Genomic DNA, 22,817 nt, shown 5'->3' with positions numbered 1-22,817 from the left:
TCATGTCTCTCCATTTCATGGTTAGGCGCTATAATCCAAGGCCTTGGCCAGGGGAGGCTAGCCTATGACACGCGACCAACTGCTTGAGTATCTGGAACATTTCACGCTGGTAACGGATGGAAACCGGCTGGCCGAGCTGATCGGCCGCTTCACCCTGGGAATGGGCTACGACTACTATCGATTTGCGCTCATCCTGCCCATGTCGATGCAAAGGCCCAAGGTGGTGTTGTTCAACCAGTGCCCTGACTCCTGGGTGCAGGCCTACACGGTAAACAACATGCTGGCCTGCGATCCCATCATCCAGCTCGCCCGCACACAGACCCTGCCCATCTACTGGAACCGGCTGGACGAGAAGGCGCGCTTCCTGCAAGAGGGGAGCATGGACGTGATGGGGCTGGCGGCGGAGTTCGGGTTGCGCAACGGCATCTCGTTTCCGCTGCACGGGGCGACGGGGGAGAACGGCATACTGTCGTTCATCACCCGGGAGCGAGCGTCCAGCGACCTGCTGCTGGAGTCCTCGCCCATCCTCTCCTGGATGTCCAACTACATCTTCGAGGCGGCGATCCGGATAGTGCGCCAAAGCATGAGGGAGGATGATCCCCAGGAGGCCCTGACGGATAGGGAGACCGAGTGCCTGTTCTGGGCCAGCGAAGGGAAGACATCGGGGGAGATCGCCTGCATCCTCGGGATCACCGAGCGCACCGTGAACTACCACCTCAACCAGGTCACTCGCAAGACGGGGTCGATGAATCGCTACCAGGCTATCGCCAAGGGGGTCAGCAGCGGTATATTGCTGCCGAATCTGGAGCAGGTGGTGGTCACCAACTTCCCCAGACTGTTGCAGTGAATGCCGGCCGGGCGACGCTGCCCTGTCGCTCGGCATCTCCTCTGTCGCCATCACCCACTGTCCCACGCCGATCTCGTCACTCCGGCGATTCTCGGGGCGGGCCCCCGGGGCCACAATTGTCAGATCCTGCAATTGACAGCCTGCCAGATGTCGTTTTTCACCCCACCACATCAGTTTTTTGAATGCATCAGAAAATGAATGAATTTCTCTGATTTCACGCCTCCCCTTATAGTGCCCCCAGATCTCCCACACAAAGGTTTGTCCATGTTCGCCACCACACTGCAAGGCTTTACCCTCGGCCTTGCCATGATCATCCCCATAGGTGCCCAGAATGCCTTCGTGCTGAGCCGGGGCATTCACCGCAACCACCATCTGCTGACGGCGACCCTCTGCTGTCTGTGCGATCTCGTGCTGATCGGCATAGGGGTGTTTGGCGGTGCCAACCTGCTGGCGGCCAGCCCCATCGGACTGGCGCTGCTGACCTGGGGCGGCGTGCTGTTTCTCGGCTGGTTCGGGGTGCGTTCCCTGCGCAGTGCCTGGCGCGGACAGGGGGCGGCCCTGGCGGACTCTCCCCAGCTGATGGGGGTCAAGAGCGTGCTGGCCATGACCCTGGGGGTGACCCTGCTCAACCCCCATGTCTACCTGGATACCCTGATGCTGCTCGGCTCCTTCGGCAGCCAGTTTGCCGAGGATCTGAGACCCGCCTTCGCCGCAGGGGCCATGCTGGCCTCCCTGGTGTGGTTCTACGGGCTGGCGTTCGGGGCGGCGGCGCTTTCTCCCTGGCTTGCCCGGAGCAGGGTGCAGCAAGTCATTGATATGGTTGTCGGTATCATAATGCTGGTGCTGGCGGTCAAGCTGGCCAGCGGGGCTCTGCTGGCTTCATAAGGCTATTTTTGTGCCGGGCTTCATAAAAATGAGTCCCGGTGTCATCTGCTGACATATTCGTCTGTTAAATTCCCGGCGCTGGTAAAGCGTTACTCATAATAAAAGGGAAAAGACAGTGAATAACTCCATGAAGCTGGGGGCAATCGCCGCCATCGTGCTGCTGACCGCCTGCAGCAACGAAAACGACAGCAAGGCGCAGCCGGGGACCGTCTCCCTGCGCCTGATCCAGACCTCCGACATCCACTCCAACGTGCTGGGCTATGACTACTACCAGAACAAGGAGGACCGCAAGTTCGGCCTCTCCCGCACCGCCCTGCTGATCCGCGCCGCCCGCGCCGAAAACCCCAACAACCTGCTGCTCGACAACGGTGACCTGATCCAAGGCACGCCGCTGGCGGACTACATCTTCGAGCAGTCCGGTGCCGGCTACCTCGAGAAGCAGGCCCATCCGGTGTTCAAGGCGATGAACGAGCTGGGTTATGACGCGGGCAACCTCGGCAACCACGAGTTCAACTACGGCCTGGATTACCTCGGCAAGGTGCTGGCGGGGGCCGAGTTCCCCTATGTGAACGCCAACGTGTTCGAGGCGGGCGCTTTCAAGCGCGACGCCAAGGGACAGATCGACTGGAGCGGCAACAAGTTCACCCCTTATCTGCTGCTGGAGCGTCAGGTAACGGATGACAAGGGCCAGTCACAGACCGTCAAGGTCGGCATCCTGGGTCTGACGCCGCCCCAGGTGCTGCAGTGGGACAAACGCCATCTGGAAGGCAAGGTGGTGGTGGCCGACATGGTCGAGACCGCGAACCACTATGTGCCCGAGCTGCGCGCCAAGGGTGCCGATCTGGTGATAGTGGTCGCCCACACCGGCATCAATGCCAACAGCTATGAGGCCATGATGGAGAACTCCGCCTGGCACCTGGCCAAGGTGAAGGGGGTGGATGCCCTGATGCTGGGCCACGCCCACAAGAACTTCCCCGGCGACTTCCCGGACCTGCCCGAGGTGGACAACAAGGCCGGTACCCTGAGCGGTATTCCGACCGTGATGCCAGGCTACTGGGGCAACCACCTCGGCATCATCGACCTCAAGCTGGAGCAGGTGGATGGTAAGTGGCAGGTGAAGCAGAGCCAGGCCAGCCTGCGCAAGATAGACTCCAGCGAGGGCAGCGCCGTGGATCAGCGGGTGGTGGACCTGGTGCAGGCGGATCATGACGCAACCAACCAGTGGCTGGACGAGCCGCTCGGCAAGATCACCTCTCCCATCCACAGCTTCTTCGCCCTGGTGCAGGACGACCCCTCGGTGCAGCTGGTGAGCGATGCCCAGCGTCAGCACGCCGAGCAGCTGCAACGAGACGGCCTGCTCAAGGAGCCTTACCCGATCCTGTCGGTGGCGGCCCCCTTCCGCGGCGGGCGCAACGGCATCAATGACTTCACCTATGTGGCCCAGGGGGACATCTCCCTGCGCAACGTCTCCGATCTCTACATCTATCCGAACACCCTGCAGGTGGTCGAGGTGAACGGGGCTACCGTCAAGGAGTGGCTGGAGATGAGCGCCGGCCAGTTCAACCAGATAGACACCGGCAAGACAGAGGTGCAGTGGCTGGTGAACGAAAGCTTCCCCACCTACAACTTCGACGTGATCGACGGTGTGAGCTATGAGGTGGACATCACCCAGCCGGCCCGTTACAGCAAGGAGGGGCTCAAGGTGAGCGACGGTCAGCGCATCAGCGGCCTCACCTTCAACGGCCAGCCCATCGATCCGGCCCAGAAGTTCTACGTGGTGACCAACAACTATCGCGCCAGCGGCGGCGGTCACTTCCCGGGCATCGACGGCAGCAACATCGTCCATGAAGATCCCTTCGAGACGCGGGAGATCATCGCCCAGTACCTCAAGTCCCAGTCTGCTGCCAACCCAGCGGGCTTCAGCCCGGCGGCCAACAACAACTGGCACATGAAGGTCCTGCCTGCCAACGTGGACGTGCGCCTCTACTCCTCCCCGGGTGAGGAGGCCAAGGCCCTGGCCGGGGCGGATCTGGCCTACCAGTCCACCCTGCCGATGGACGACGCCAAGCATCCCGGCTACGCCACCTACCGCCTGATCCGCCAGTAATGGTGGTGAACCTTAGATTGCAAAAGCCCTCGCAGTGCGAGGGCTTTTTCGTTTGGCAGTAAGGACTTGCCGTGACTCAGTAGTAACCGGCGTCGTCCGGGTTGGGACGGGTCTTGAAGCGGCGATGCAGCCACATGTACTGCTCGGGGGCACGGCGCACCGCGGCCTCAATCTCGCGGTTGGCGCGGGCGGCATCGACCAGGTCGTCACCGCTCGGGTAGCCTTCCAACGGCGCCCCTATGTGCAGGGTGTAGCCCTCCTGGGTACGGATGTTGTAGCAGGGCAGGGTGACGGTGTTCTTGACCCTGGCCAGGGTGGCGGTGCCGGTGATGGTGGCCGCCTGCTCCACCGCGAAGTAGGGCACGAAGACGCTGGCGTGGCTGCCGTAGTCGTGATCCGGTGCGTACCAGAGGGCGTCGCCGTTGCGCAGCGCCTTGATCATCCCCTTCACGTCCATGCGATCCACCAGGTACTTGTTGGAGGCGCAGCGACCGTGGTACTGGGCGTACTCCAGCACCGGATTGGTGTTGGGGCGATAGACGCCGACCCCGGGCCGCACCAGGCCGAAGCAGCGGGCGTTGAGTTCAAGGGTGAGGAAGTGGCAGGAGAGCAGCAGCATGCCCTGACCCTTCTCGATGGCGGCGATGACATGCTCTTCCCCCTCCACCTTCATCAGGCGGCGCATCCGCCAGTCCGGCCAGAACCAGGCCATACCCACCTCGAAGATGGCGCAGCCCACGCTCTCGAAGTTCTGTTTGAGCAGGGTTTCCCGCTGATCCCGGCTGAGCTCGGGCATCGCCAGCTCCAGGTTGCGGCGGGCAATCTTGACGCGGGATTTCAACAGCTTGCGGGCCAGGGTGCCGAGCTGGCGACCCAGCCACATCTGGCTGCGCCAGGGCAGCAACACCAGCAGCCAGAGCAGGCACAGACCGAACCAGCTGCCCCAGTAACGGGGATGGAATAGACGGGGTTCGAGGCGGGGAGCATGTTCTTGGGCCATGAAGAGTCTCTTGTTCACAAAGGCAAAGGAGGGAGCCCAGCCGACACGGGGGGATCTGTGCCCGTGGACAGGCTGTCACTCGCAATCTGGGGATTCTATCCGAAAAACGGGGGCGGGTGCGAATCGCCATCACCTGGTCAGAGGGGTCAGGCGGGGTGCGCCTTGGCGGGCATGGCAGTGCTTTTTTCACGTCCTGGAAAAGAGTGTGATAAAATCGGCCGCTGAAATTTTCAGGTTTTGAGAGCCGATACAGATGAAAATCACCCTGCCCGAGTTTGAGAAAGCCCGCGTCCTGGTCGTTGGCGATGTCATGTTGGATCGCTATTGGCATGGCCCCACCGGTCGCATCTCCCCCGAGGCGCCGGTGCCCGTGGTCAAGGTCGAGCACATCGAGGAGCGCCCGGGTGGCGCCGCCAACGTGGCCCTGAACTCCGCCGCCCTGGGTGCCCAGGCCGTGTTGCTGGGGCTGACCGGTCAGGATGAGGCCGCCGATGCCCTGGCCGGCCAGATGGCAGGGGTCAAGGTCGCCTGTGATTTCGTTCGTCTGACCGACTACCCGACCATCACCAAGCTGCGGGTGCTGTCCCGCAACCAGCAACTGCTGCGCCTCGATTTCGAAGAGGCCTTCCACGATGTGGACGCCAGCCTGCTGATGGGCAAGGTGGAGCAGGCGCTGCCAGGGGCCGACGTGATGATCCTCTCCGACTACGGCAAGGGCGCCTTGAACGACGTGCCTGGCATGATTGCCCGCGCCCGCGCCGCCGGCATCCCTGTGCTGGTGGATCCCAAGGGGACGGATTTCGAGAAGTATCGCGGCTCCACCCTGCTGACCCCCAACATGTCCGAGTTCGAGGCAGTGGTGGGCAAGGTGAAGAGCGAAGAGGAGCTGGTCGCCAAGGGGCTGGAGCTGGTCAAGCGCTTCGAGCTGGACGCCCTGCTGGTGACCCGTTCCGAGAACGGCATGACCCTGATCCGCGAAGGGCAGCCCGAGCTGCACCTGCCGGCCCAGGCTCACGAAGTCTATGACGTCACCGGTGCTGGCGATACCGTCATCTCCACCCTGGCGACCTCCCTGGCCGCCGGCATGAGTCTGGACGAGGCCTGTGCCCTGGCCAACACCGCAGCCGGCATAGTGGTGGGCAAGCTGGGTACCTCCACGGTGAGCCCGGTGGAGCTGGCCAACGCCCTCTACACCGAGCAGGAGACCGGCTTTGGCGTCATGTCCGAGGCCCAGCTCAAGGTGGCGGTACAGGCCGCCCGCCTGCGCGGCGAGAAGGTGGTGATGACCAACGGCTGTTTCGACATCCTGCATGCGGGCCACGTCTCCTACCTGGCCAATGCGGGCAAGCTGGGGGATCGCCTGATAGTCGCGGTCAACACCGATGAGTCCGTGCGCCGCCTCAAGGGGCCGGGTCGTCCGGTCAACCCCACAGAGCGCCGCATGACGGTACTGGCGGCCCTGGGTGCTGTGGACTGGGTGGTGCCCTTCGGTGAGGACACCCCCCAGCGACTGATCGCCGAGATCCTGCCGGATCTGCTGGTCAAGGGGGGCGACTACAAGCCCGAAGAGATCGCCGGCTATGCCGAAGTGACCGCCAACGGTGGCGAGGTGCGGGTGCTTAACTTCGAGGACGGCTGCTCCACCAGCGAGATCATCAAGACCATACGCGAGCGCGGCTGAGCACCTCCGGCCTCGGCCGGAGGTGCCTGACCACTCGCCCCCGGCGAGCGGCAAGCAGGCAGCAAAAAGGCGACCATAAGGTCGCCTTTTTTCATGCCGTGAATCCGGCTCAGGACTTCTTGGTGACCTGGGCGGCGGGCATCAGGCCCTGGTTCACGTCTTCCAGATCCTTCTGCTCCAGTATGCCGGCGGCCTGCTTGAGGGAGAGGATGCTGAGGATGTAGTTGTAACGGGCCTCGGAGAGTTTCTGCTTGGCCTGGTACAGCTTGCGGGTGGCATCCAGCACGTCGACTATGGTACGGGTACCCACTTCATAACCGGCCTCGGTCGCCTTCAGGGCGCTGTCGGCGGAGATGACGGACTGGCTGTAGGCGCGCACCGAGCCGATGCTGGCGTTCACGTTGTTATAGGAAGAACGCACAGTGCTCTGCACCGAGCGGAAGCTGCGCTCCAGCTGCTCGCTGGCGGCCACGTAGTTGAACTGGGCCTGCTTGACCTGGGAGGTAGTGGCGCCCCCGGTGTAGAGCGGCAGGTTGAAGTTCAGGCCTATATTGCCCTGATTGCTGTTGCTCTCGGGGTTGCGGATCTCGTCCTTGTAGTCGTTGTAACCGGCGGTGAGGCCGGCGCCCAGATCCAGGGTCGGCTCGTGGCCCGTCTTGGCCAGATCGATCTGCTCCTTGGCGATGTCCTTGCCGATGCGGGCGCTGTGCAGCTCCAGGTTCTTGTCCAGTGCCAGCTCCAGCCACTTGTCGGAGTTGAACGGAGTCTTCTGCGGGGCGAAACGCTCGGTGTTGAGCACGTCCAGCTGGCGATGATCGATGCCGGTCAGCTCGCGCAGGCTTTCGTAGCTGTTGTCCAGGGTGTTCTCGGCATTGATCTCGTCTGCCAGCGCCTGATCGCGCTCGGCCTCGGCTTCATGCACGTCCGTGATAGCGGTCAGGCCCACTTCGAAGCGCTGCTGGGTTTGTTCCAGCTGACGCTCTACCGCGGTCTTGTTGGCACGGACGAACTCCAGGGTGTCCATCGCCTTGAGCACGTCGAAGTAGGCCTGGGCGGTACGCAGCATCAGGTTCTGGTACTCGAGGTTGTAGGCCACGTCGGACTGGGTGGCGCTCTTCTCGGTCAGGTCCAGGTTGACCCAGTTGCTGCGACGGTAGATGGACTGATCCAGGGTGACGCTGCCGGTGGCACCGCTGTTGGTCTGGGTATCGTCCTTGTTCTGCAGGTAGTTCAGGCCGGCGCCCAGATTGATCTGTGGCAAGAGAGCGGCGCGGGATTCGTTGATCTTCTCGAAGGCTTGGTCCCGCTTGGCCTTGGATTCCAGCAGCTGGGTATCCTTGATCTGGGCTTGCTGGTAGATTTCGAGCAGGTTTTCGGCATGAGCGGCACTGCTCACACCCAGCATCACCATGACTGACAAGAGTGTTCTTTTCATATGATAGTTTTAACCTTATTTATCAACCCAAAGCTGTCCGCTGGATGAAGGAGGGGATTGTCACCGACCAAGCTTGATTTCAGCTTAACCACTCTACTACAAGCAGATTTCATTGCGAACTGTCTCTTTTCCAGCGACAGAAACGTCAAGAGTCAGGGCGAGTTTTCTCGGCCACGCGCCTAGCCAAATGTCCTGTGGCTGCTAAAATCCATCCCTCATCGTCGGCGAGAGCGAGTGAATGAATGTTCATTCATGCCCCCGAATATTATGGTCAAACCAAGCCAAGTCAAGCTGGTAGGAGTCTCGTATGTCACAGCAAGCCTTGCCTCAAACCAGTCACTATTCCGGTGATGATGTGAAAATCATCGATAAATCATCTGGATACAACGGCTTTTTCAAAGTGAACGTCTATCGCCTGCAACACAGGTTATTTGCCGGTGGCTGGAATGAGCCCATAGTCCGCGAGCTGTTCGAACGGGGCCATGCGGCCGCGCTGCTGCCTTATGATCCCGTGCGCGACCAGATAGTGCTGGTGGAGCAGTTCCGCATCGGCGCGATCGAGACCAGCCCCACTCCCTGGCTGCTGGAGCTGGTGGCCGGCATCATAGATGAAGGGGAGACAGCAGAAGCCGTGGTGCGCCGCGAGGCGGTGGAAGAGGCGGGCATCGAGGTGGGGCGCTGCGAGCATGCCATCAGCTACCTGGTGAGCCCGGGTGGCAGCACAGAGCGTATCGAGGTCTATGTGGGGGAGGTGGATGCCAGCCAGGCGGCGGGGATCCACGGTCTGGCGGAAGAGGGTGAAGACATCCGGGTCCATGTGGTGAGCCGCGAGCAGGCCTACGCCTGGCTCAAAGAGGGGCGCATCGACAATGCCGCCTCCGTCATCGCCCTGCAATGGCTGGCCCTCAATCATGGCGAGCTGCAGGCCCGCTGGCTGGCGGGGCGCTGAGGTGGCGCTCGTGCACACTCAGGCTGGGCGCCATGCGCCTCCTGTCTGCGAGGTCAACTCGCCATGGACCCTGATTGATGGAGTTGCGATATGCCATTAGTCCAGAGCCTGATGAAACGCTATGTGCCTGATCTGATGTCCTTGCAGCGCACCTGCGGGATCAATTACTCACGGGTGTTGATTGATGGAGTTGCGATATGCCATTAGTCCAGAGCCCGATGAAGCGCTATGTGCCTGATCTGATGTCCTTGCAGCGTACCTGCGAGGTCAACTACATGGCTTTGATGAAGCTGCTGCCCCCCGGCGGCAGCGTGGGGGCGGAGCGACGTTATCAGGTGGGCAACGGCCTGCAGTTCCAGCTCACCGTCAGCGAAGAGAGCCGCTTCACCAGTCAGGTGATCCTGGCGCAGCACAATCCCGAGTTGCCGAGCTACTTGCAGGCTCGCATCGAGATTCGTTTGTATCACGACGTGCGGATGGCGGAAGTGTGTGCGGCGCAACAGATTTCAATGTTGCAACCACGTTATGATTATCCCAATAAAAAAATGCACCACAGGGATGAAAAAGAGCAGGTAAATCTATTCTTGGCCGATTGGCTAAGATTTTGTCTCAAACATGGCACCAGCCTGATCAACATCCTCTAGTCGAACCCATAAAAAAGAAGCGTGATTTTGGAAACAGAGCTACCTCAGGCGCCGGACGGCAGTGTGCGCCTGTTACAGATTACCGATACCCATCTCTTCGCCAGTGCAGAGGGACGACTGCTGGCCGTGCGAACCGCAGAGAGCCTGGCCGCCGTGCTGGAGCAGGTGCAGGCCAACGGGCATCCGTTCGATCTGATCCTCGCCACCGGGGATCTGTCCCAGGATCACAGCCCGGAATCCTATCAGCGGTTCGCCTCCATGATGGCCCCGCTGGCGCGCCCCATCTACTGGTTGCCCGGCAACCACGATGACGGCCCCCTGATGACGGAGTACCTCCATGCCGCCGGGATCAGCGAAGCCAAGCAGCTGGTGGGAGATCACTGGCAGGTGATCCTGCTCGATACCCAGGTGCGCGGCAAACCCCATGGTGTGCTCGGGGATCACCAGCTGGCGGCGCTGGATCAGGCGCTTCGCCAGCATCCCGAGCGCCACGCCCTCATCGCCCTGCACCATCAGGCGGTGCCGGTGGGCTGCGCCTGGCTGGATCAGCACAATCTCAAGAATGCCGATGATCTCTTCGCCGTGCTGGCCCGCCATCCGCAGCAGAAGACCATCTTGTTCGGCCATGTGCATCAGGAGTTTGACGAGGTGCACCAGGGGGTGAGGTTGATCGCCAGCCCCTCCACCTGCATCCAGTTCAAGCCGCTCTCCGATGGCTTCGCCCTGGACGAGTCCGGCCCGGGCTGGCGTTATCTCACCCTGCATCCGGATGGCCGCATTGCCAGCCAGGTGTGGCGGCTGCCGGTGGGGCAGTTCGTGCCCGACCCCAACGCCACCGGTTATTGAGAGGGGCGCCATGAGTTCAGTTCTGCTCTATCTACACGGTTTCAACTCCTCTTCTGGTTCGGCCAGGGTGCAACAAGGGAGGAGGCCGGCATGACGCCCGTTCTGCTGTATCTGCACGGTTTCAACTCATCGCCCGGTTCGGCCAAGGCGCAGCAGATGGCTGCCTGGGTGGCCGAGCACAGGCCTGACATCGAAGTGCTCATCCCGGCCCAGCCCAATACCCCGGCGGCGGCCTGGGAAGCCATCGAGGACGTCATTGCCGAGGCCAGGGCTCGCCATGATGGCCGCCTCAGGCTAGGCGCCGTGGGCAGTTCCCTCGGCGGCTTTATGGCGACCCGGGTGAGCGAGCTGCATGGCTGCCGCGCCGCGCTGATCAACCCGGCGGTGCGCCCTCACGAGCTGCTCTGCGACTACCTGGGCCCCCAGCGCAATCCCTATACCGACGAGCGCTACGAGCTGCTGCCAACCCACATGGACGAGCTGAGGGCGCTGGCGGTGCCGGTGAGCGCCCCCGAGCGGCTCTGGATCCTGCAACAGCAGGAGGACGAGGTGCTCGACTATCGCAAGGCATTGAGGGAATACGAGTTTGCCCGCCTCTCCCTGGAGTGCGGCGGCAACCACGCCTTCGTCGGCTTCGAGCGCTATCCCGCCCAGATCATTCGCTTCCTCGGGCTCTAGCCGTGCAACCGCCGCTGGCCGCCTTTCTGGAACAGGTGCTGGCCACGGCCCAGGCCGGGCTCACCTACTCCCAAGATCCCTTCGATATCGCCCGCTTCGAGGCGCTCAGGGCGGCTACTGCTGCCCTCATTGCCAGCCAGAGCGAGCTGGATCCCAGGGCCATCGCCGACTGGATAAGCCTGGATTGTGGCTATCCCACCCCCAAGCTGGATGTGCGGGCGCTGATCCTCGATGACGCGGGTCGGCTGCTGCTGGTGCAGGAGCGAAGCGACGGGCTCTGGACCCTGCCGGGGGGCTGGTGCGACATAGGCGACTCACCGGCCGGTGCCGTGGTGCGCGAAGTGGTGGAGGAGACCGGCCTCGAGTGCCGCGCCGTCCAGCTGCTGGCGCTGTTCGACAAGCACAAACACCCTCATCCGCCCCAGCTGCCCCACGCCCACAAGGCGTTCTTCCTGTGCGAGGTGACGGGGGGAGCGCTGCTCACCGAGACCGACGAGACTCAGGACGCGGCCTATTTCCCCATCGATGCGCTGCCCGCGCTCTCCCTGCACCGGGTGGTAGAGAGCCAGCTGCAAAGCCTGCATGCCCATGTACGGCAGGGGCGGCGCGAGACGCTGTTCGATTGAGACGACAGGGCCCGGTGCCCGGTGGCAAGGAGGCCAGATGATCAAACAGATCGGCAATACCCCCATTCAGGATAAACACAGGGCCAGCTGCCATTGCAGGGCCCTGGTGCTGGAGCTCAGCCTGCCGGACGGTGTGGTGGATCCCCGTCGTTGCGACTGCTCCCTCTGCCGGCGGCGTGGCGCCATCGTCGCCTCGGTGCCGCTTTCGGGCATCCGCATCCTGCAGGGAGAGGAGGTGCTGCGCTGCTACCAGTTCAACACCCGCACCGCCAAGCACTACTTCTGCGGCGTCTGCGGCATCTATACCCACCACCAGCGCCGCTCCAACCCGGCCGAGTACGGCTACAACCTGGCCTGTCTCGAGGGGGTCAACCCGTTCGAGCTCGGTGAGGTGCCGCTGCGGGACGGGATCAACCACCCGGCGGACAGGCTGGTCTGACCGCAGGGCGTCATCTGCTTCTGTGGTGCGCCCAACGGCTGTGATAACCTTGGCAGGCCTGCGCTCTGGCAGGTCATCGCCGATTTTTGTCTTCCTCTGCCCATAGGGAGCACGCCATTGCCAACCCCTTCAGTGCTACCGGATCTGATCCTGGGTGCCTCGCTCTACTTTCCGCCGCTGTTTAAGGCGGTGCTGCTCGGTCTGCTGGGCTGGCTGCCGGTGCACCATCTGCTGCGTGACTGGCTCTACGGCGGGGAGGTGTGGCACCCCCTGCTGATGGATCTCTCCCTTTTCATCCTCGCCGTCAGCGGCGCCTTATGGATTCTGGTTCATGGTTAAATCACTCCTCGCGACCCTCAAATATCTCTCTACCCTGCTGGTGTGCGCCCTGGCGCTGGTGGCGCTCTGGTGGCTGTGGAACTACTACATGCAGGGGCCCTGGACCCGGGATGGCAAGGTGCGGGCCGAGCTTATCAGCATCACCCCCGAGGTATCGGGCAAGATCATCGCCATTCCGGTGCGGGACAACCAACTGGTGAAGAGGGGTGAGGTGCTGTTCAGCCTGGATCCCGAACCCTACCGGATCGCCCTGGACAACGCCAATGCCAGCCTGGCCAAGGCCAGGTCGGATCTGGACAAGGCCGAGCACGAGGCGAGCCGGCGTCAGAACCTCTCCCGCGCCGTCATCTCAGCCGAGGCCGTCGACGAGGCGCGCCTCAATGCCCAGGCGATGAAGGCGGCCTATCAGGTGGCCGAGGCCGATCTGGAGCAGGCCAAGTGGTCGCTCACCAAGACGACGATCAAGGCGGCGGGGGATGGCTACATCACCAACCTGCAGGCCAGGGTCGGCAACTACGCCAGCGCCGGGGTGCCGCTGGTGGCCCTGGTGGATATCCACTCTTTCTATGTGCAGGGCTACTTCGAGGAGACCAAGCTCAGGCACATCCAGGTGGGGAGACCGGCTGAGGTCATGCTCTACAGCACGGATCAGGTGCTCAAGGGGGAGGTGGAGAGCCTGGGGCGCGCCATCCATGACCAGAGCCTGGAGGGCAGCGACAGCCTGCTGCTGGACGTCAAACCGAACGTGCCCTGGGTGCGGCTGGCCCAGCGTGTGCCGGTGCGGATCCGCCTGCTGGAGGTGCCGCCCGAGCTCGCCCTGATCGCGGGCACCACCTGCACCATCAGCCTGGGGGAGTGAGATGAGGGTGTCGCTCTGGCGCCGCACCCCCTGGGGGCAGGCCAGCACAGGGCAGTGGCGTTACGCCCTGCGCAACGCGCTGGCCATGTGCCTGTCACTCTGGCTGGCCTTCGTGTTGCAGCTGGACTCCCCCTACTGGGCCATGACCTCCGCCGCCGTGGTGAGCTTTCCCACCGTCGGCGGCGTCATCAGCAAGAGTCTGGGACGGGTGCTGGGCAGCCTCATCGGTGCCCTGGCGGCGGTGGTGATAGCGGGGCTGGGGCTCAGCGATCCCTGGCTGTTCAGCGTCCTCATCGCGCTCTGGCTCGGGTTCTGTACCTACGCCTCCAACCACTATCAGAACAACGTCTCCTACGCCTTCGCCCTGGCGGGCTACACGGCGGCCATCATCGCCTTCGCCTGCGTCAACGTGGACGATCCCCGCCACATCTTCGACATCGCCCAGGCCCGGGTCAGCGAGGTGATCACCGGCATTCTCTGCGGCGCCTTCATGATGATGCTGCTGCCGAGCACCGGGGATGGGGAGACCCTGCTCGGCTCGTTGCGCCAGAGCCAGACCCGTTTGCTGGAGCACGCCCAGCTGCTCTGGCAGCAGCAGTCCGGCGCCGAGGTGCGCCACGCCCACCAGGGGATCATCAGCCAGATCCTCACCATGAACGTGCTGCGCATCCAAGCGATGTGGAGCCATCACAGGTTCAGACGCCACAACCGGCTGTTCAATTTCCTGCTCCATCGTCAGCTGCGCATGACCGGCCTCATCTCCGGGGTGCGCCGCCTGCTGCACAACTGGGAGTCTCCGCCGCCGGAGCTGGAGAGCCTGCTCACGGCGCTGCCCAAGGCCCTCGCCGAACCCGGCTGTGACAAGCTGCGCATCGCCCGCCTGCTGGCACCGCTGGCCCACTCGGGGGACTACCGCGCCCGCACCTTCTGGCAGCGGCTGCGCCAGTTCTGCTGGTGCTATCTGGAGGCCCAGCGCTGGCTGGAGCGGCTGGCGGGGGCGCAGCAGGAGGATCTCCCGATGCGCTGGCCGGCGCCCCCCAGGCTGAGATCGCTCGCCATGCACACCGACAGCTATGAGGCGGCCTACAACGGCGGGCGGACCGCGCTGTGCGTGCTGCTTGGCTGCATCTTCTGGTTCCAGACCCAGTGGGGCTCGGGCAGCTCGGCGCTGACCCTGCTCTCCATCAGCTGCGTGCTCTACTCGGCGGTGCCCGCACCGCTCAAGAGCGTGACCACCATGCTGCAGGCCATAGTGCTGCTCAGCCTCGGCTGCTTCCTGGTCAAGTTCGGCCTGATGATCCGCCTGGAGGCGCTCTGGCCCTTCCTCATCCTGCTGCTGCCGGCCCTGCTGACCATGCAACTGCTCAAGCAGCAGCGACCGGCGTCGGCGGCCCTCTGGGGGCAGCTCATCGTGCTGCTCGGCTCCTTCCTCGCCATCACCAACCCGCCGAGCTACGACTACCAGGACTACATCAACGGCAGCCTCGCCCAGATGCTGGGGGTGATGGTGGCCGGACTGGCGTTCCAGATCCTCAGACCCAGCTCGGACAGGCGCAAGAGTCGCCGCCTGATCCGCCGCCTGCGGCGGGACTTCATGGATCAGCTGATGCCCTCCCCACGCCAGAGCGAGCACGAATTCGAGTCCAGGGTCTACCACGCGGTCAGCCAGCTCAGTCAGGGCAAGGATCAGCTGGCCCGGCTTTGGGTGCTGCGCTGGGGCGTGGTGCTGCTCAACTGCAGCCACATCGCCTGGCAGCTGCGTCAGTGGCGGGGAAAGGATCCGGCGCTCTATCTGGTGCGGGACGGCTGCATTCGCTGCCTGAAGGGGATCCTCACCGAGGGGGGCGTGCAACATGACTCCCTCGACCTCACCCTGGCGGAACTCAGGCGCATCGAGCAGGGGCTGGCCCTGCACAGAGAGCCGGCCGCACGGGATCTGGCGGGTCTGGTATGGCGACTCGAAAGCGCCCTCTCCCAGCTGTTGCAGGCCCTGCCGGAGACATCCGACGCCTCCTGAACCCGGAGCGCCCCCTGCCACCCCCTCTGGATCACCCTTTGTGGCCGCCGTATTTGTCGCAATCCCTCCCAAGGGTTAAGATTCCCCCCAAACGTCAATTCGCAAGGCCCTCCATGTCCACTCAATACAATGCGGATGCCATTGAGGTCCTCAATGGCCTCGAACCGGTGCGTCGCCGCCCCGGTATGTACACCGACACCACCAGGCCCAATCACCTCGGCCAGGAGGTTATCGACAACAGCGTCGACGAGGCGCTGGCGGGCCATGCCCGCACCCTGGAGGTGATCCTGCACGAGGACCAGTCTCTCGAGGTGATCGATGACGGCCGTGGCATGCCGGTCGACATCCACCCGGAGGAAGGGGTATCCGGTGTGGAGCTGATCCTCTGCAAGCTGCACGCGGGGGGCAAGTTCTCCAACAAGAACTACCAGTTCTCCGGCGGCCTGCACGGGGTGGGCATCTCTGTGGTGAACGCTCTGTCCGATCGGGTCGAGGTGACGGTGCGCCGGGACGGTCAGGTCTATGACATCGCCTTCGAGCGCGGCGACAAGGTGCAGGAGCTGACCATCACCGGCACCTGCGGGCGCCGCAATACCGGCACCCGGGTGCGCTTCTGGCCAGAGGCGCGCTATTTCGACTCGCCGCGCTTCTCGGTCAGCAAGCTCGAGCACCTGCTGAAAGCGAAAGCCGTGCTCTGCCCCGGCCTTACCATCAAGTTCCTCGACAAGAACACCGGCATCAAGCTGGAGTGGTGCTACGAGGATGGCCTCAAGGATTACCTGATCGATGCGGTCAAGCAGTTCACCTGCCTGCCGGAGCAGCCCTTCGTCGGCGCCTTCAGCACCGATCAATCGGCGGTGGACTGGGCCCTGTGCTGGTTGCCGGAAGGGGGTGAGTGCCTCGCCGAATCCTATGTGAACCTGATCCCCACGGCGCTCGGCGGCACCCACGTCAACGGCCTGCGTCAGGGCCTGCTGGACGCCATGCGCGAGTTCTGCGAGTTCCGCAACCTGTTGCCCCGCGGGGTCAAGCTCACGCCGGAAGACATCTGGGATCGCTGCGCCTACATCCTCTCGGTCAAGATGCAGGATCCCCAGTTCGCCGGTCAGACCAAGGAGCGGCTGTCGTCCCGCCAGAGCTCGGCCTTCGTGTCGGGGGTGGTGAAGGATGCCTTCAGCCTCTACCTAAACAGCAACACCGAGCTGGCGGAGCAGATCGCGGAGATCTGTATCAGCAGCGCCCAGCGCCGGATGCGCGCCGCCAAGACGGTGGTGCGCAAGAAGATAACCCAAGGCCCGGCCCTGCCCGGCAAGCTCACCGACTGCAACTGCGCCGACCCCATGCAAGGCGAATTGTTCCTGGTGGAGGGTGACTCCGCGGGTGGCAGCGCCAAGCAGGCGCGGGACCGTGAATTCCAGGCCATCATGCCCCTGCGCGGCAAGATCCTGAACACCTGGGAGGTGGAGGCCGGTCAGGTGCTCGCGTCCCAGGAAGTGCACGACATATCTGTTGCCATAGGGCTGGATCCCGACTCCGAGGATCTCTCCGGCCTGCGCTACGGCAAGGTGTGCATACTCGCGGATGCGGACTCGGACGGTCTGCACATCGCCACCCTGCTGTGCGCCCTCTTTGTTAAGCATTTCCGCACCCTGGTCAACAAGGGCCACGTCTATGTGGCCATGCCGCCGCTCTACCGGATCGACATCGGCAAGGAGGTCTTCTATGCCCTGGACGAGGACGAGAAGAACGGCGTGCTGCAACGGGTCGAGGCCGAGAAGAAGAAGGGCAAGGTGATGGTGACCCGATTCAAGGGGCTGGGTGAGATGAACCCGAAACAGCTGCGGGAAACCACCATGGATCCCAACACCCGCCGCCTGGTGCAGCTCACCATGGGCGAGCTGGAGGAGGGGGACGAGACCCTGCAGCTGATGGACATGCTGCTGGCCAAGAAGCGTGCCCCGGATCGCCGCGAATGGCTGGAAGAGAAGGGTAACCTTGCCATCATCTAAGCCGTCGGTCAGCTGCCGACCCGCATTCCAGGCGTGCCCTCCAGGGGCGCGCCATAGCAAGAGAACAACCTTATGAGTGATGCTATCGAGCTCAGTTTGTTGGATGAAGTAGAGCGCCAACCAGCTCCCGAACCGAAAGAGATAATCACATGAGTGATGCTATCGAGCTCAGTCTGGACGGGGTAGAGCGCCAGCCCATGCGCGCCTTCACCGAGCAGGCTTACTTGAACTACTCCATGTACGTCATCATGGACCGGGCCCTGCCCCACATAGGTGACGGCCTGAAACCCGTGCAGCGGCGCATCATCTACGCCATGAGCGAGCTGGGGCTGTCCGCGCTCTCCAAGCACAAGAAGTCCGCCCGTACCGTGGGTGACGTGCTGGGTAAGTACCACCCCCACGGCGACAGCGCCTGTTATGAAGCCATGGTGCTGATGGCCCAGCCCTTCTCCTACCGCTACCCGCTGGTGGACGGTCAGGGCAACTGGGGGGCGCCGGACGATCCCAAGTCCTTCGCCGCCATGCGTTACACCGAGGCGCGGCTGTCGCGCTTCTCCGAGCTGCTGCTCTCCGAGCTGGGCCAGGGCACTGTGGAGTGGACGCCGAACTTCGACGGCACCATGAAGGAACCCGTGGTGCTGCCCGCCCGCCTGCCCCACATACTGCTCAACGGGGTGACCGGCATAGCGGTGGGCATGGCGACCGACATTCCGCCCCACAACGCGCGGGAAGTGGCCCTTGCCTGTGCCGAGCTGCTGGACAACCCCAATGCGGGGCTGGATGTGCTGATGACGCACATTCAGGGGCCGGACTACCCGACCAACGCCGAGATCATCACGCCGCGTGACGACATCCGCAAAATCTACGAGACCGGCAAGGGCTCCATCAAGCAGCGGGCGGTGTGGAGCGAGGAGGATGGCGACATCGTCATCACGGCGCTGCCCCATCAGGCCTCGGGCGCCAAGATCATGGAGCAGATCGCCGCCCAGATGGTGGCCAAGAAGCTGCCCATGGTCACCGACCTGCGGGATGAATCGGACCACGAGAACCCGACCCGTCTGGTGATAATTCCCCGCTCCAACCGGGTGGATGTGGAGGGGCTGATGGCCCACCTGTTCGCCACCACGGATCTGGAGAAGAACTATCGCGTCAACCTCAACATACTGGGGCTGGACAACAGACCCCAGGTGAAGACCCTCAAGATGATCCTCGCCGAGTGGATCGTCTTTCGCCGCGAGACGGTGCGCCGCCGCCTGCAATATCGCCTCGACAAGGTGCTGGCTCGCCTGCACATCCTCGAAGGCTTGCTGGTCGCCTACCTCAACATCGATGAGGTGATCGAGATCATCCGCACCGAGGATGAGCCGGGCAAGGTGATGGTGGAGCGCTTCAACATCAGCGAGACCCAGGCCGAGGCGATCCTCGAGCTCAAACTGCGCCACTTGGCCAAGCTGGAAGAGTTCAAGCTGCGCGCCGAGCAGGAAGAGCTGGCCGAGGAGCGCGACAAGCTGGAACTCATTCTGGGCTCGGAGCGTCGCCTCAATACCCTGCTCAAGAAAGAGCTGCTGGCGGATGCCGAGAAGTACGGTGACGATCGCCGCACCCCGCTGGTGGAGCGTGCCACCGCCGTGGCCCTGACCGAGAAGGAGCTCACCCCAAGCGAGCCGGTCACCGTGATCCTGTCAGACAAGGGCTGGGTGCGGGCCGCCAAGGGGCACGACGTGGATGTGGAAGGCCTCTCCTACAAGGCGGGGGATGGCTATCTGGCCCACGCCTGCGGCCGCAGCAACCAGCAGGCGGTCTTCCTCTCCACCCTGGGCCGCACCTATTCCCTGGAGGCCCACACCCTGCCTTCCGCCCGCAGTCAGGGGGAGCCGCTCACCGGTCGCTTCGCCCTGGGGGCGGGGGAAGAGGTGCGCCATCTGGTGATGGGCAACGAGGGCGAGCCTTACCTCATCGCCAGCGACGCCGGTTACGGCTTCGTCTGCAAATATGACGACCTGATTGGCAAGAACAAGAACGGCAAGGCGCTGCTGACGGTGCCGGAAGGGGGCCTGGTGATGGCGCCCCAGAAGATTGGCTCGCCAGAGACCGATCTCTGCATGGCCATCTCCAACGAGGGCCGCATGCTGCTGTTCCCACTCAGCACCCTGCCGGTGCTCGGCAAGGGCAAGGGCAACAAGCTCATCAGTATCCCCTCTGCGCGGGTCAAGGCGCGGGAGGAGTTTATGGTGATGGCCGCCATTATCCCGCAGGGGCAATATGTCACCCTGTTTGCCGGCAAGCGCAAGCTGACCCTCAAGCCGTCCGATCTCGACTACTACCGCGGTGAGCGAGGCCGCCGTGGCGCCAAGCTGCCCCGCGGTTTGCAGCGGGTCGATCGCATCGAGATTGAAACTGTCGCCGGCGAGACGGTGGCGGGGGAAAATCAGGAAGGGTAATAAAGAGAAAGGGCGCGAAAGTGCCCTTCTGAAAACACATTCAATGTGATGTCATTTCTTGCTTAGTAATTCTTTTAATTCTGAGAGCTTGATCGCTGGCTTGGTTCTATGCAACATTTTGTGGCAGTTGGAGCAAACAACACAAACATCTTCTATTGTGGTTGGGAGGTCAAGGTTCCTTTCTGAGAGAGGATTTATATGATGACATTCAATAAATTCAGACCCTAATTCACCATATTTCTCTTCGAAGTTAAAGTCACATATTTGGCAGTTATACCCATAGGTTTTTTTTGCATCTAAAACTAATTTCTTATTTCTTTTAAAGAAAATAGCTTCACGAGCCTCTCTACTTCCTTCATTATATTCTTCATCTATCCCTGACTCATTCAAACTCAGCGGTAATGGTGGTAGGGATATATATTTATTTTCAAGTAAGGTTTTTACATATCCAGAAGCCCCACCAAACCGTAGTAGTCGTTCACTTTTAACTCTGTAAACATTCCCACTCGGCCTGAATTTAGGTAAGTAATCCACATCTTCTTTAAATTGAGTCCAATTTAAATCAATGTCCTGTGTCTTGAAGAAAAATATATAAGGAAAATGGGTGCTTCCCCATAAAAATTTGGATAGTTCGAGTAGTTGTTCTTTCGGGAAGAACTTTACATGACAAAGCACAGGTATTTCTTCTAAACCACCGGTACTTTTTATAAGAAGCATAACGTCATTATAAGTTAGCTGCTTTATGACACTTTTTGCTCCTAGTGGAACGCCCCAGGCATTACATCGGCCAGTTGGGAATTCTTTTGATAAAGACTCACTAATAACTTCTCTTAATTCCACAGGGCATTGCGCGACGATGTCTGATATAGCGATGTCACTATAAATAGTCTTTGGGAAATCGGCGTTCGCACCTTTTAATCCTACATCATGAAAAAACAACTGCATAATAATCACCTGAGCTACACATCATTTGTTGTAACTATACAACTGTTTTTGGAGTGGTGCCTTAGTTGTTTTTTAATGCTTAGCAGTGTAAATAAATTTTTCAGAGATCGAACATAAAACGTTATTGCAGTGACATAGTTCAACTTGTCTTGATAATATAAAAATTATTATCTATGTCATCGGTGTAAGCAGGGCAGTAGATTTGATTCGCGTAGTGTAATCAGACGTTCGCGAAACCCGGTTGTCGCTGTTCTGCTGGTAATCCTCTGGTTTCCCCTTTGCCAATTGCCGCAGGTCAAGGATATGGCCGATGACGCCTCGCAAGCCGCACTTGCTCGCTAACATTAAAGGGAGCAGCACAGTGCCAGGAGGCCAATCATGGAGATCGACAAAGCCATCGGACTGATCGAGGCCCACGGGGTCTTTCACGGGGATCACTACAGCTTCAACAGCGACGAGTTCGTGCAGTGGTGTCGGGAGGATACTCACCAGCCCCTCAGCCTGGAGCAGGCCAATCACGAGCTTGCTCCCTTCTGCATCCGGGTCGGTTTCGCCGAGCCGGTCCGGTCGTGGCGTTACTACCTCACCTGAGGGGGGCGCCGAGGGCGGGACGAGCCGCACGATGCGGTGAGTCAGTAAAAAGGAGCCGGCAAGGCTCCTTTCTTGTGATGGGCAGGGCGCTGGGCGAGGGCCCTAGTTGTCGAACTTCCACTCGATGGGCAGCTCAAGGTTGAAGACAAGTGCATCCCCGTCGAGGGTAAAGGCCACGCTGGTCTGGTGCTGGTCATATTCGTCGATAAGCCGGCAGCTCTCGGCGAAGTTGGATTCGTAGCTGAGGCGGGCACTGCCACCGGTCAGAGCCCCATTGAGCTCCACCCCCAGTACCCGTAGCGGATCTTTCTGACTGAGCTTGACCCGACTGTCCCCCACATCCACCAGCCGCTCCAGCAGGGGGAAGAAGTCCTGCTTGTTCGCCTCGATGGCCCGGGCGATGGCCTGCTCCAGCTCGGCGGGGCTGGCAAGGGGGGGATCCAGCTTGTAGCGGGTCTGGATGCTTTCCTGGGTCATGTTGTGCTCCTTGGGGCAATGAACGCGCATCGGCAATCAGCATGGTGGGCGGTGAATGAGGTACACCGCACCATTAAATGAGGTGTTAAGTCATTCTGGTGGATGAAACCGTCACTACAAATCAATGAAGGCAGCATATTGTTGCTCGTCAGGTGGGAATGCGGCCATTGCGCACCAGCGCCCGGCGGATATTTTTGCACATCTTGCCGAAGCGGTTGAGCTCGTCGAAGCTGGGCGGGATGCCGCGATCGATCTGATATTGCCAGTAGCAGAGATCCGTATCCACCAGCTCCATCAGCTTCTTGGGGCAGCCGATGCAGCTGTTGTCCGGCCAGCACCTGAAGGTATCTGGCTGATAGAGCGGGAATTCTTGCTTCACGGCGTCGATGATCTGCTGCATGGCGGTAATGCGGTCCGGCTTTCTGCTCACGGCGTTCCCCTGCGGTCGGTATGGGGGAGCCATTATATCCCTGACAATATGTGGGCCAATGACGCTGAGGAGGTAGTGGGCGCCGCCCGGCCGGCATTGGAGGTCATGAGGCCAGGCAGAACAGCGCCCGACGGATCGGGCGCTGGATGAGAAGGGAGGGGGAGATCTATTTCTTGATCTCGTGGCCGATGACGCCACCGACGACGGCACCACCTATGGTGCCAGCCGCGCTGCCTCCGGTCAGGACGGAGCCGCCGACGGCACCTATGCCGGCACCCACTGCGGTACTCTTGCCCTGTTGCGACATGCCGGAGCAGGCGGCCAGCCCAATCAGCAGGGCCATTGCCACCGTCCCTCGTGCCAAACCATGGAGCTTGTTCATGGGGTTACCTCTTGATGTTGTGCAATGCGTCTGGGGTATGCGGCAAGCCATCCCGGTGGGGTTGCCGATCCCGACCCGGACCCCGACGCATCAGCCCGGATAGTGGTTGGTTCAGGTGGCGCCGGGGCATATGGGATGAATCGCCCCGGGTACCGGATATCGGTCGGGCGCTCTGTCTGCGCCTGTTCGT

Annotated in this window: 22 protein-coding genes; 16 read left to right on the top strand and 6 right to left on the bottom strand. The window is 61.8% G+C overall.

The features are described 5' to 3' along the window. Nucleotides 1–64 precede the first annotated feature (64 nt). From WIR04_RS18410 to WIR04_RS18400, 3 genes are all read left to right on the top strand, one after another. Nucleotides 65–847, top strand: coding sequence for a LuxR family transcriptional regulator (locus WIR04_RS18410; protein ID WP_025325566.1), 783 nt, complete (start codon nt 65–67; stop codon nt 845–847). A gap of 264 nt (nt 848–1,111) precedes the next feature. Continuing rightward, the gene (gene lysE, locus WIR04_RS18405) at nt 1,112–1,732 is read left to right on the top strand and encodes an L-lysine exporter (RefSeq protein ID WP_106885093.1); all 621 of its coding nucleotides are present in this window, start codon (nt 1,112–1,114) and stop codon (nt 1,730–1,732) included. 127 nt (nt 1,733–1,859) lie between these two features. After that, on the top strand, nt 1,860–3,839 hold the full coding sequence (locus WIR04_RS18400) for a bifunctional 2',3'-cyclic-nucleotide 2'-phosphodiesterase/3'-nucleotidase (RefSeq protein ID WP_338892638.1): 1,980 nt from the start codon (nt 1,860–1,862) through the stop codon (nt 3,837–3,839). A gap of 76 nt (nt 3,840–3,915) precedes the next feature. Here the strand turns inward: WIR04_RS18400 and lpxL are convergent, their stop codons facing one another. After that, nucleotides 3,916–4,839: an LpxL/LpxP family Kdo(2)-lipid IV(A) lauroyl/palmitoleoyl acyltransferase gene (gene lpxL / locus WIR04_RS18395; protein WP_307765312.1), complete on the bottom strand. Its 924-nt coding sequence runs from the start codon at nt 4,837–4,839 to the stop codon at nt 3,916–3,918. 253 nt (nt 4,840–5,092) lie between these two features. Between lpxL and hldE the strand changes: the two genes are divergently transcribed. Next, a complete protein-coding gene (gene hldE, locus WIR04_RS18390) occupies nt 5,093–6,520 on the top strand; it encodes a bifunctional D-glycero-beta-D-manno-heptose-7-phosphate kinase/D-glycero-beta-D-manno-heptose 1-phosphate adenylyltransferase HldE (RefSeq protein ID WP_338888841.1) in 1,428 nt (475 codons plus the stop codon). A gap of 109 nt (nt 6,521–6,629) precedes the next feature. On the opposite strand, the gene tolC is transcribed toward hldE, so the two are convergent. Beyond that, nucleotides 6,630–7,955 carry an outer membrane channel protein TolC gene (gene tolC / locus WIR04_RS18385; protein ID WP_025325571.1) on the bottom strand — a complete coding sequence of 442 codons (1,326 nt, stop codon included), beginning with the start codon at nt 7,953–7,955 and terminating at the stop codon, nt 6,630–6,632. Between the two features lie 307 nt (nt 7,956–8,262). Between tolC and nudF the strand changes: the two genes are divergently transcribed. The 11 genes from nudF (at nt 8,263) to parC (ending at nt 19,802) form a co-directional block, all read left to right on the top strand. Then, nucleotides 8,263–8,904, top strand: a complete 642-nt coding sequence (nudF, locus tag WIR04_RS18380) for an ADP-ribose diphosphatase (protein WP_025325572.1) — start codon at nt 8,263–8,265, stop codon at nt 8,902–8,904. Between the two features lie 197 nt (nt 8,905–9,101). Then, complete coding sequence (locus WIR04_RS18375; protein ID WP_025325573.1) at nt 9,102–9,548, top strand: DUF1249 domain-containing protein; 447 nt, start codon at nt 9,102–9,104, stop codon at nt 9,546–9,548. Nucleotides 9,549–9,575: 27 nt separating this feature from the next. After that, nucleotides 9,576–10,394, top strand: coding sequence for a 3',5'-cyclic-AMP phosphodiesterase (gene cpdA / locus WIR04_RS18370; protein WP_338888838.1), 819 nt, complete (start codon nt 9,576–9,578; stop codon nt 10,392–10,394). Nucleotides 10,395–10,484: 90 nt separating this feature from the next. Then, on the top strand, nt 10,485–11,072 hold the full coding sequence (locus WIR04_RS18365) for a YqiA/YcfP family alpha/beta fold hydrolase (protein WP_338888836.1): 588 nt from the start codon (nt 10,485–10,487) through the stop codon (nt 11,070–11,072). Between the two features lie 2 nt (nt 11,073–11,074). Further along, entirely contained in the window at nt 11,075–11,698 is a 624-nt protein-coding gene (locus WIR04_RS18360; RefSeq protein WP_338888835.1) for an NUDIX hydrolase, read from the top strand. 37 nt (nt 11,699–11,735) lie between these two features. Further along, entirely contained in the window at nt 11,736–12,137 is a 402-nt protein-coding gene (locus WIR04_RS18355; RefSeq protein WP_338888833.1) for a GFA family protein, read from the top strand. A 96-nt stretch (nt 12,138–12,233) separates the two neighbouring features. Continuing rightward, nucleotides 12,234–12,476: a DUF1656 domain-containing protein gene (locus tag WIR04_RS18350; protein ID WP_041204160.1), complete on the top strand. Its 243-nt coding sequence runs from the start codon at nt 12,234–12,236 to the stop codon at nt 12,474–12,476. After that, nucleotides 12,469–13,335 (top strand): HlyD family secretion protein, encoded by an 867-nt coding sequence (locus tag WIR04_RS18345; RefSeq protein ID WP_338888831.1) that lies wholly within the window; start codon nt 12,469–12,471, stop codon nt 13,333–13,335. Before WIR04_RS18350 ends, WIR04_RS18345 begins: the two co-directional genes overlap by 8 nt. Nucleotide 13,336: 1 nt before the next feature. Continuing rightward, nucleotides 13,337–15,352, top strand: a complete 2,016-nt coding sequence (locus WIR04_RS18340) for an FUSC family protein (protein ID WP_338888829.1) — start codon at nt 13,337–13,339, stop codon at nt 15,350–15,352. 113 nt (nt 15,353–15,465) lie between these two features. Next, a complete protein-coding gene (gene parE, locus WIR04_RS18335) occupies nt 15,466–17,361 on the top strand; it encodes a DNA topoisomerase IV subunit B (RefSeq protein ID WP_139751757.1) in 1,896 nt (631 codons plus the stop codon). 149 nt (nt 17,362–17,510) lie between these two features. Next, entirely contained in the window at nt 17,511–19,802 is a 2,292-nt protein-coding gene (parC, locus tag WIR04_RS18330; RefSeq protein ID WP_338888823.1) for a DNA topoisomerase IV subunit A, read from the top strand. A 51-nt stretch (nt 19,803–19,853) separates the two neighbouring features. Here parC and WIR04_RS18325 read toward each other — a convergent pair whose 3' ends face one another. Further along, complete coding sequence (locus WIR04_RS18325) at nt 19,854–20,747, bottom strand: HNH endonuclease (RefSeq protein WP_338888821.1); 894 nt, start codon at nt 20,745–20,747, stop codon at nt 19,854–19,856. A gap of 378 nt (nt 20,748–21,125) precedes the next feature. Between WIR04_RS18325 and WIR04_RS18320 the strand changes: the two genes are divergently transcribed. Then, the gene (locus WIR04_RS18320) at nt 21,126–21,338 is read left to right on the top strand and encodes a hypothetical protein (RefSeq protein WP_124252074.1); all 213 of its coding nucleotides are present in this window, start codon (nt 21,126–21,128) and stop codon (nt 21,336–21,338) included. A gap of 102 nt (nt 21,339–21,440) precedes the next feature. Here the strand turns inward: WIR04_RS18320 and WIR04_RS18315 are convergent, their stop codons facing one another. The 3 genes from WIR04_RS18315 to WIR04_RS18305 form a co-directional block, all read right to left on the bottom strand. Further along, on the bottom strand, nt 21,441–21,815 hold the full coding sequence (locus WIR04_RS18315) for a hypothetical protein (protein ID WP_338888819.1): 375 nt from the start codon (nt 21,813–21,815) through the stop codon (nt 21,441–21,443). 148 nt (nt 21,816–21,963) lie between these two features. After that, entirely contained in the window at nt 21,964–22,215 is a 252-nt protein-coding gene (locus WIR04_RS18310; protein ID WP_338892634.1) for a hypothetical protein, read from the bottom strand. 196 nt (nt 22,216–22,411) lie between these two features. Beyond that, nucleotides 22,412–22,588: a glycine zipper 2TM domain-containing protein gene (locus tag WIR04_RS18305; RefSeq protein WP_338888817.1), complete on the bottom strand. Its 177-nt coding sequence runs from the start codon at nt 22,586–22,588 to the stop codon at nt 22,412–22,414. Nucleotides 22,589–22,817: the final 229 nt, after the last annotated feature.

Origin of the sequence: Aeromonas rivipollensis (assembly GCF_037811135.1) — a bacterium.
Taxonomy (GTDB): Bacteria; Pseudomonadota; Gammaproteobacteria; order Enterobacterales; family Aeromonadaceae; genus Aeromonas; species Aeromonas rivipollensis.
Note: the sequence above shows the minus strand (reverse complement) of the source record. Positions and strands in the feature narration are given on the sequence as shown.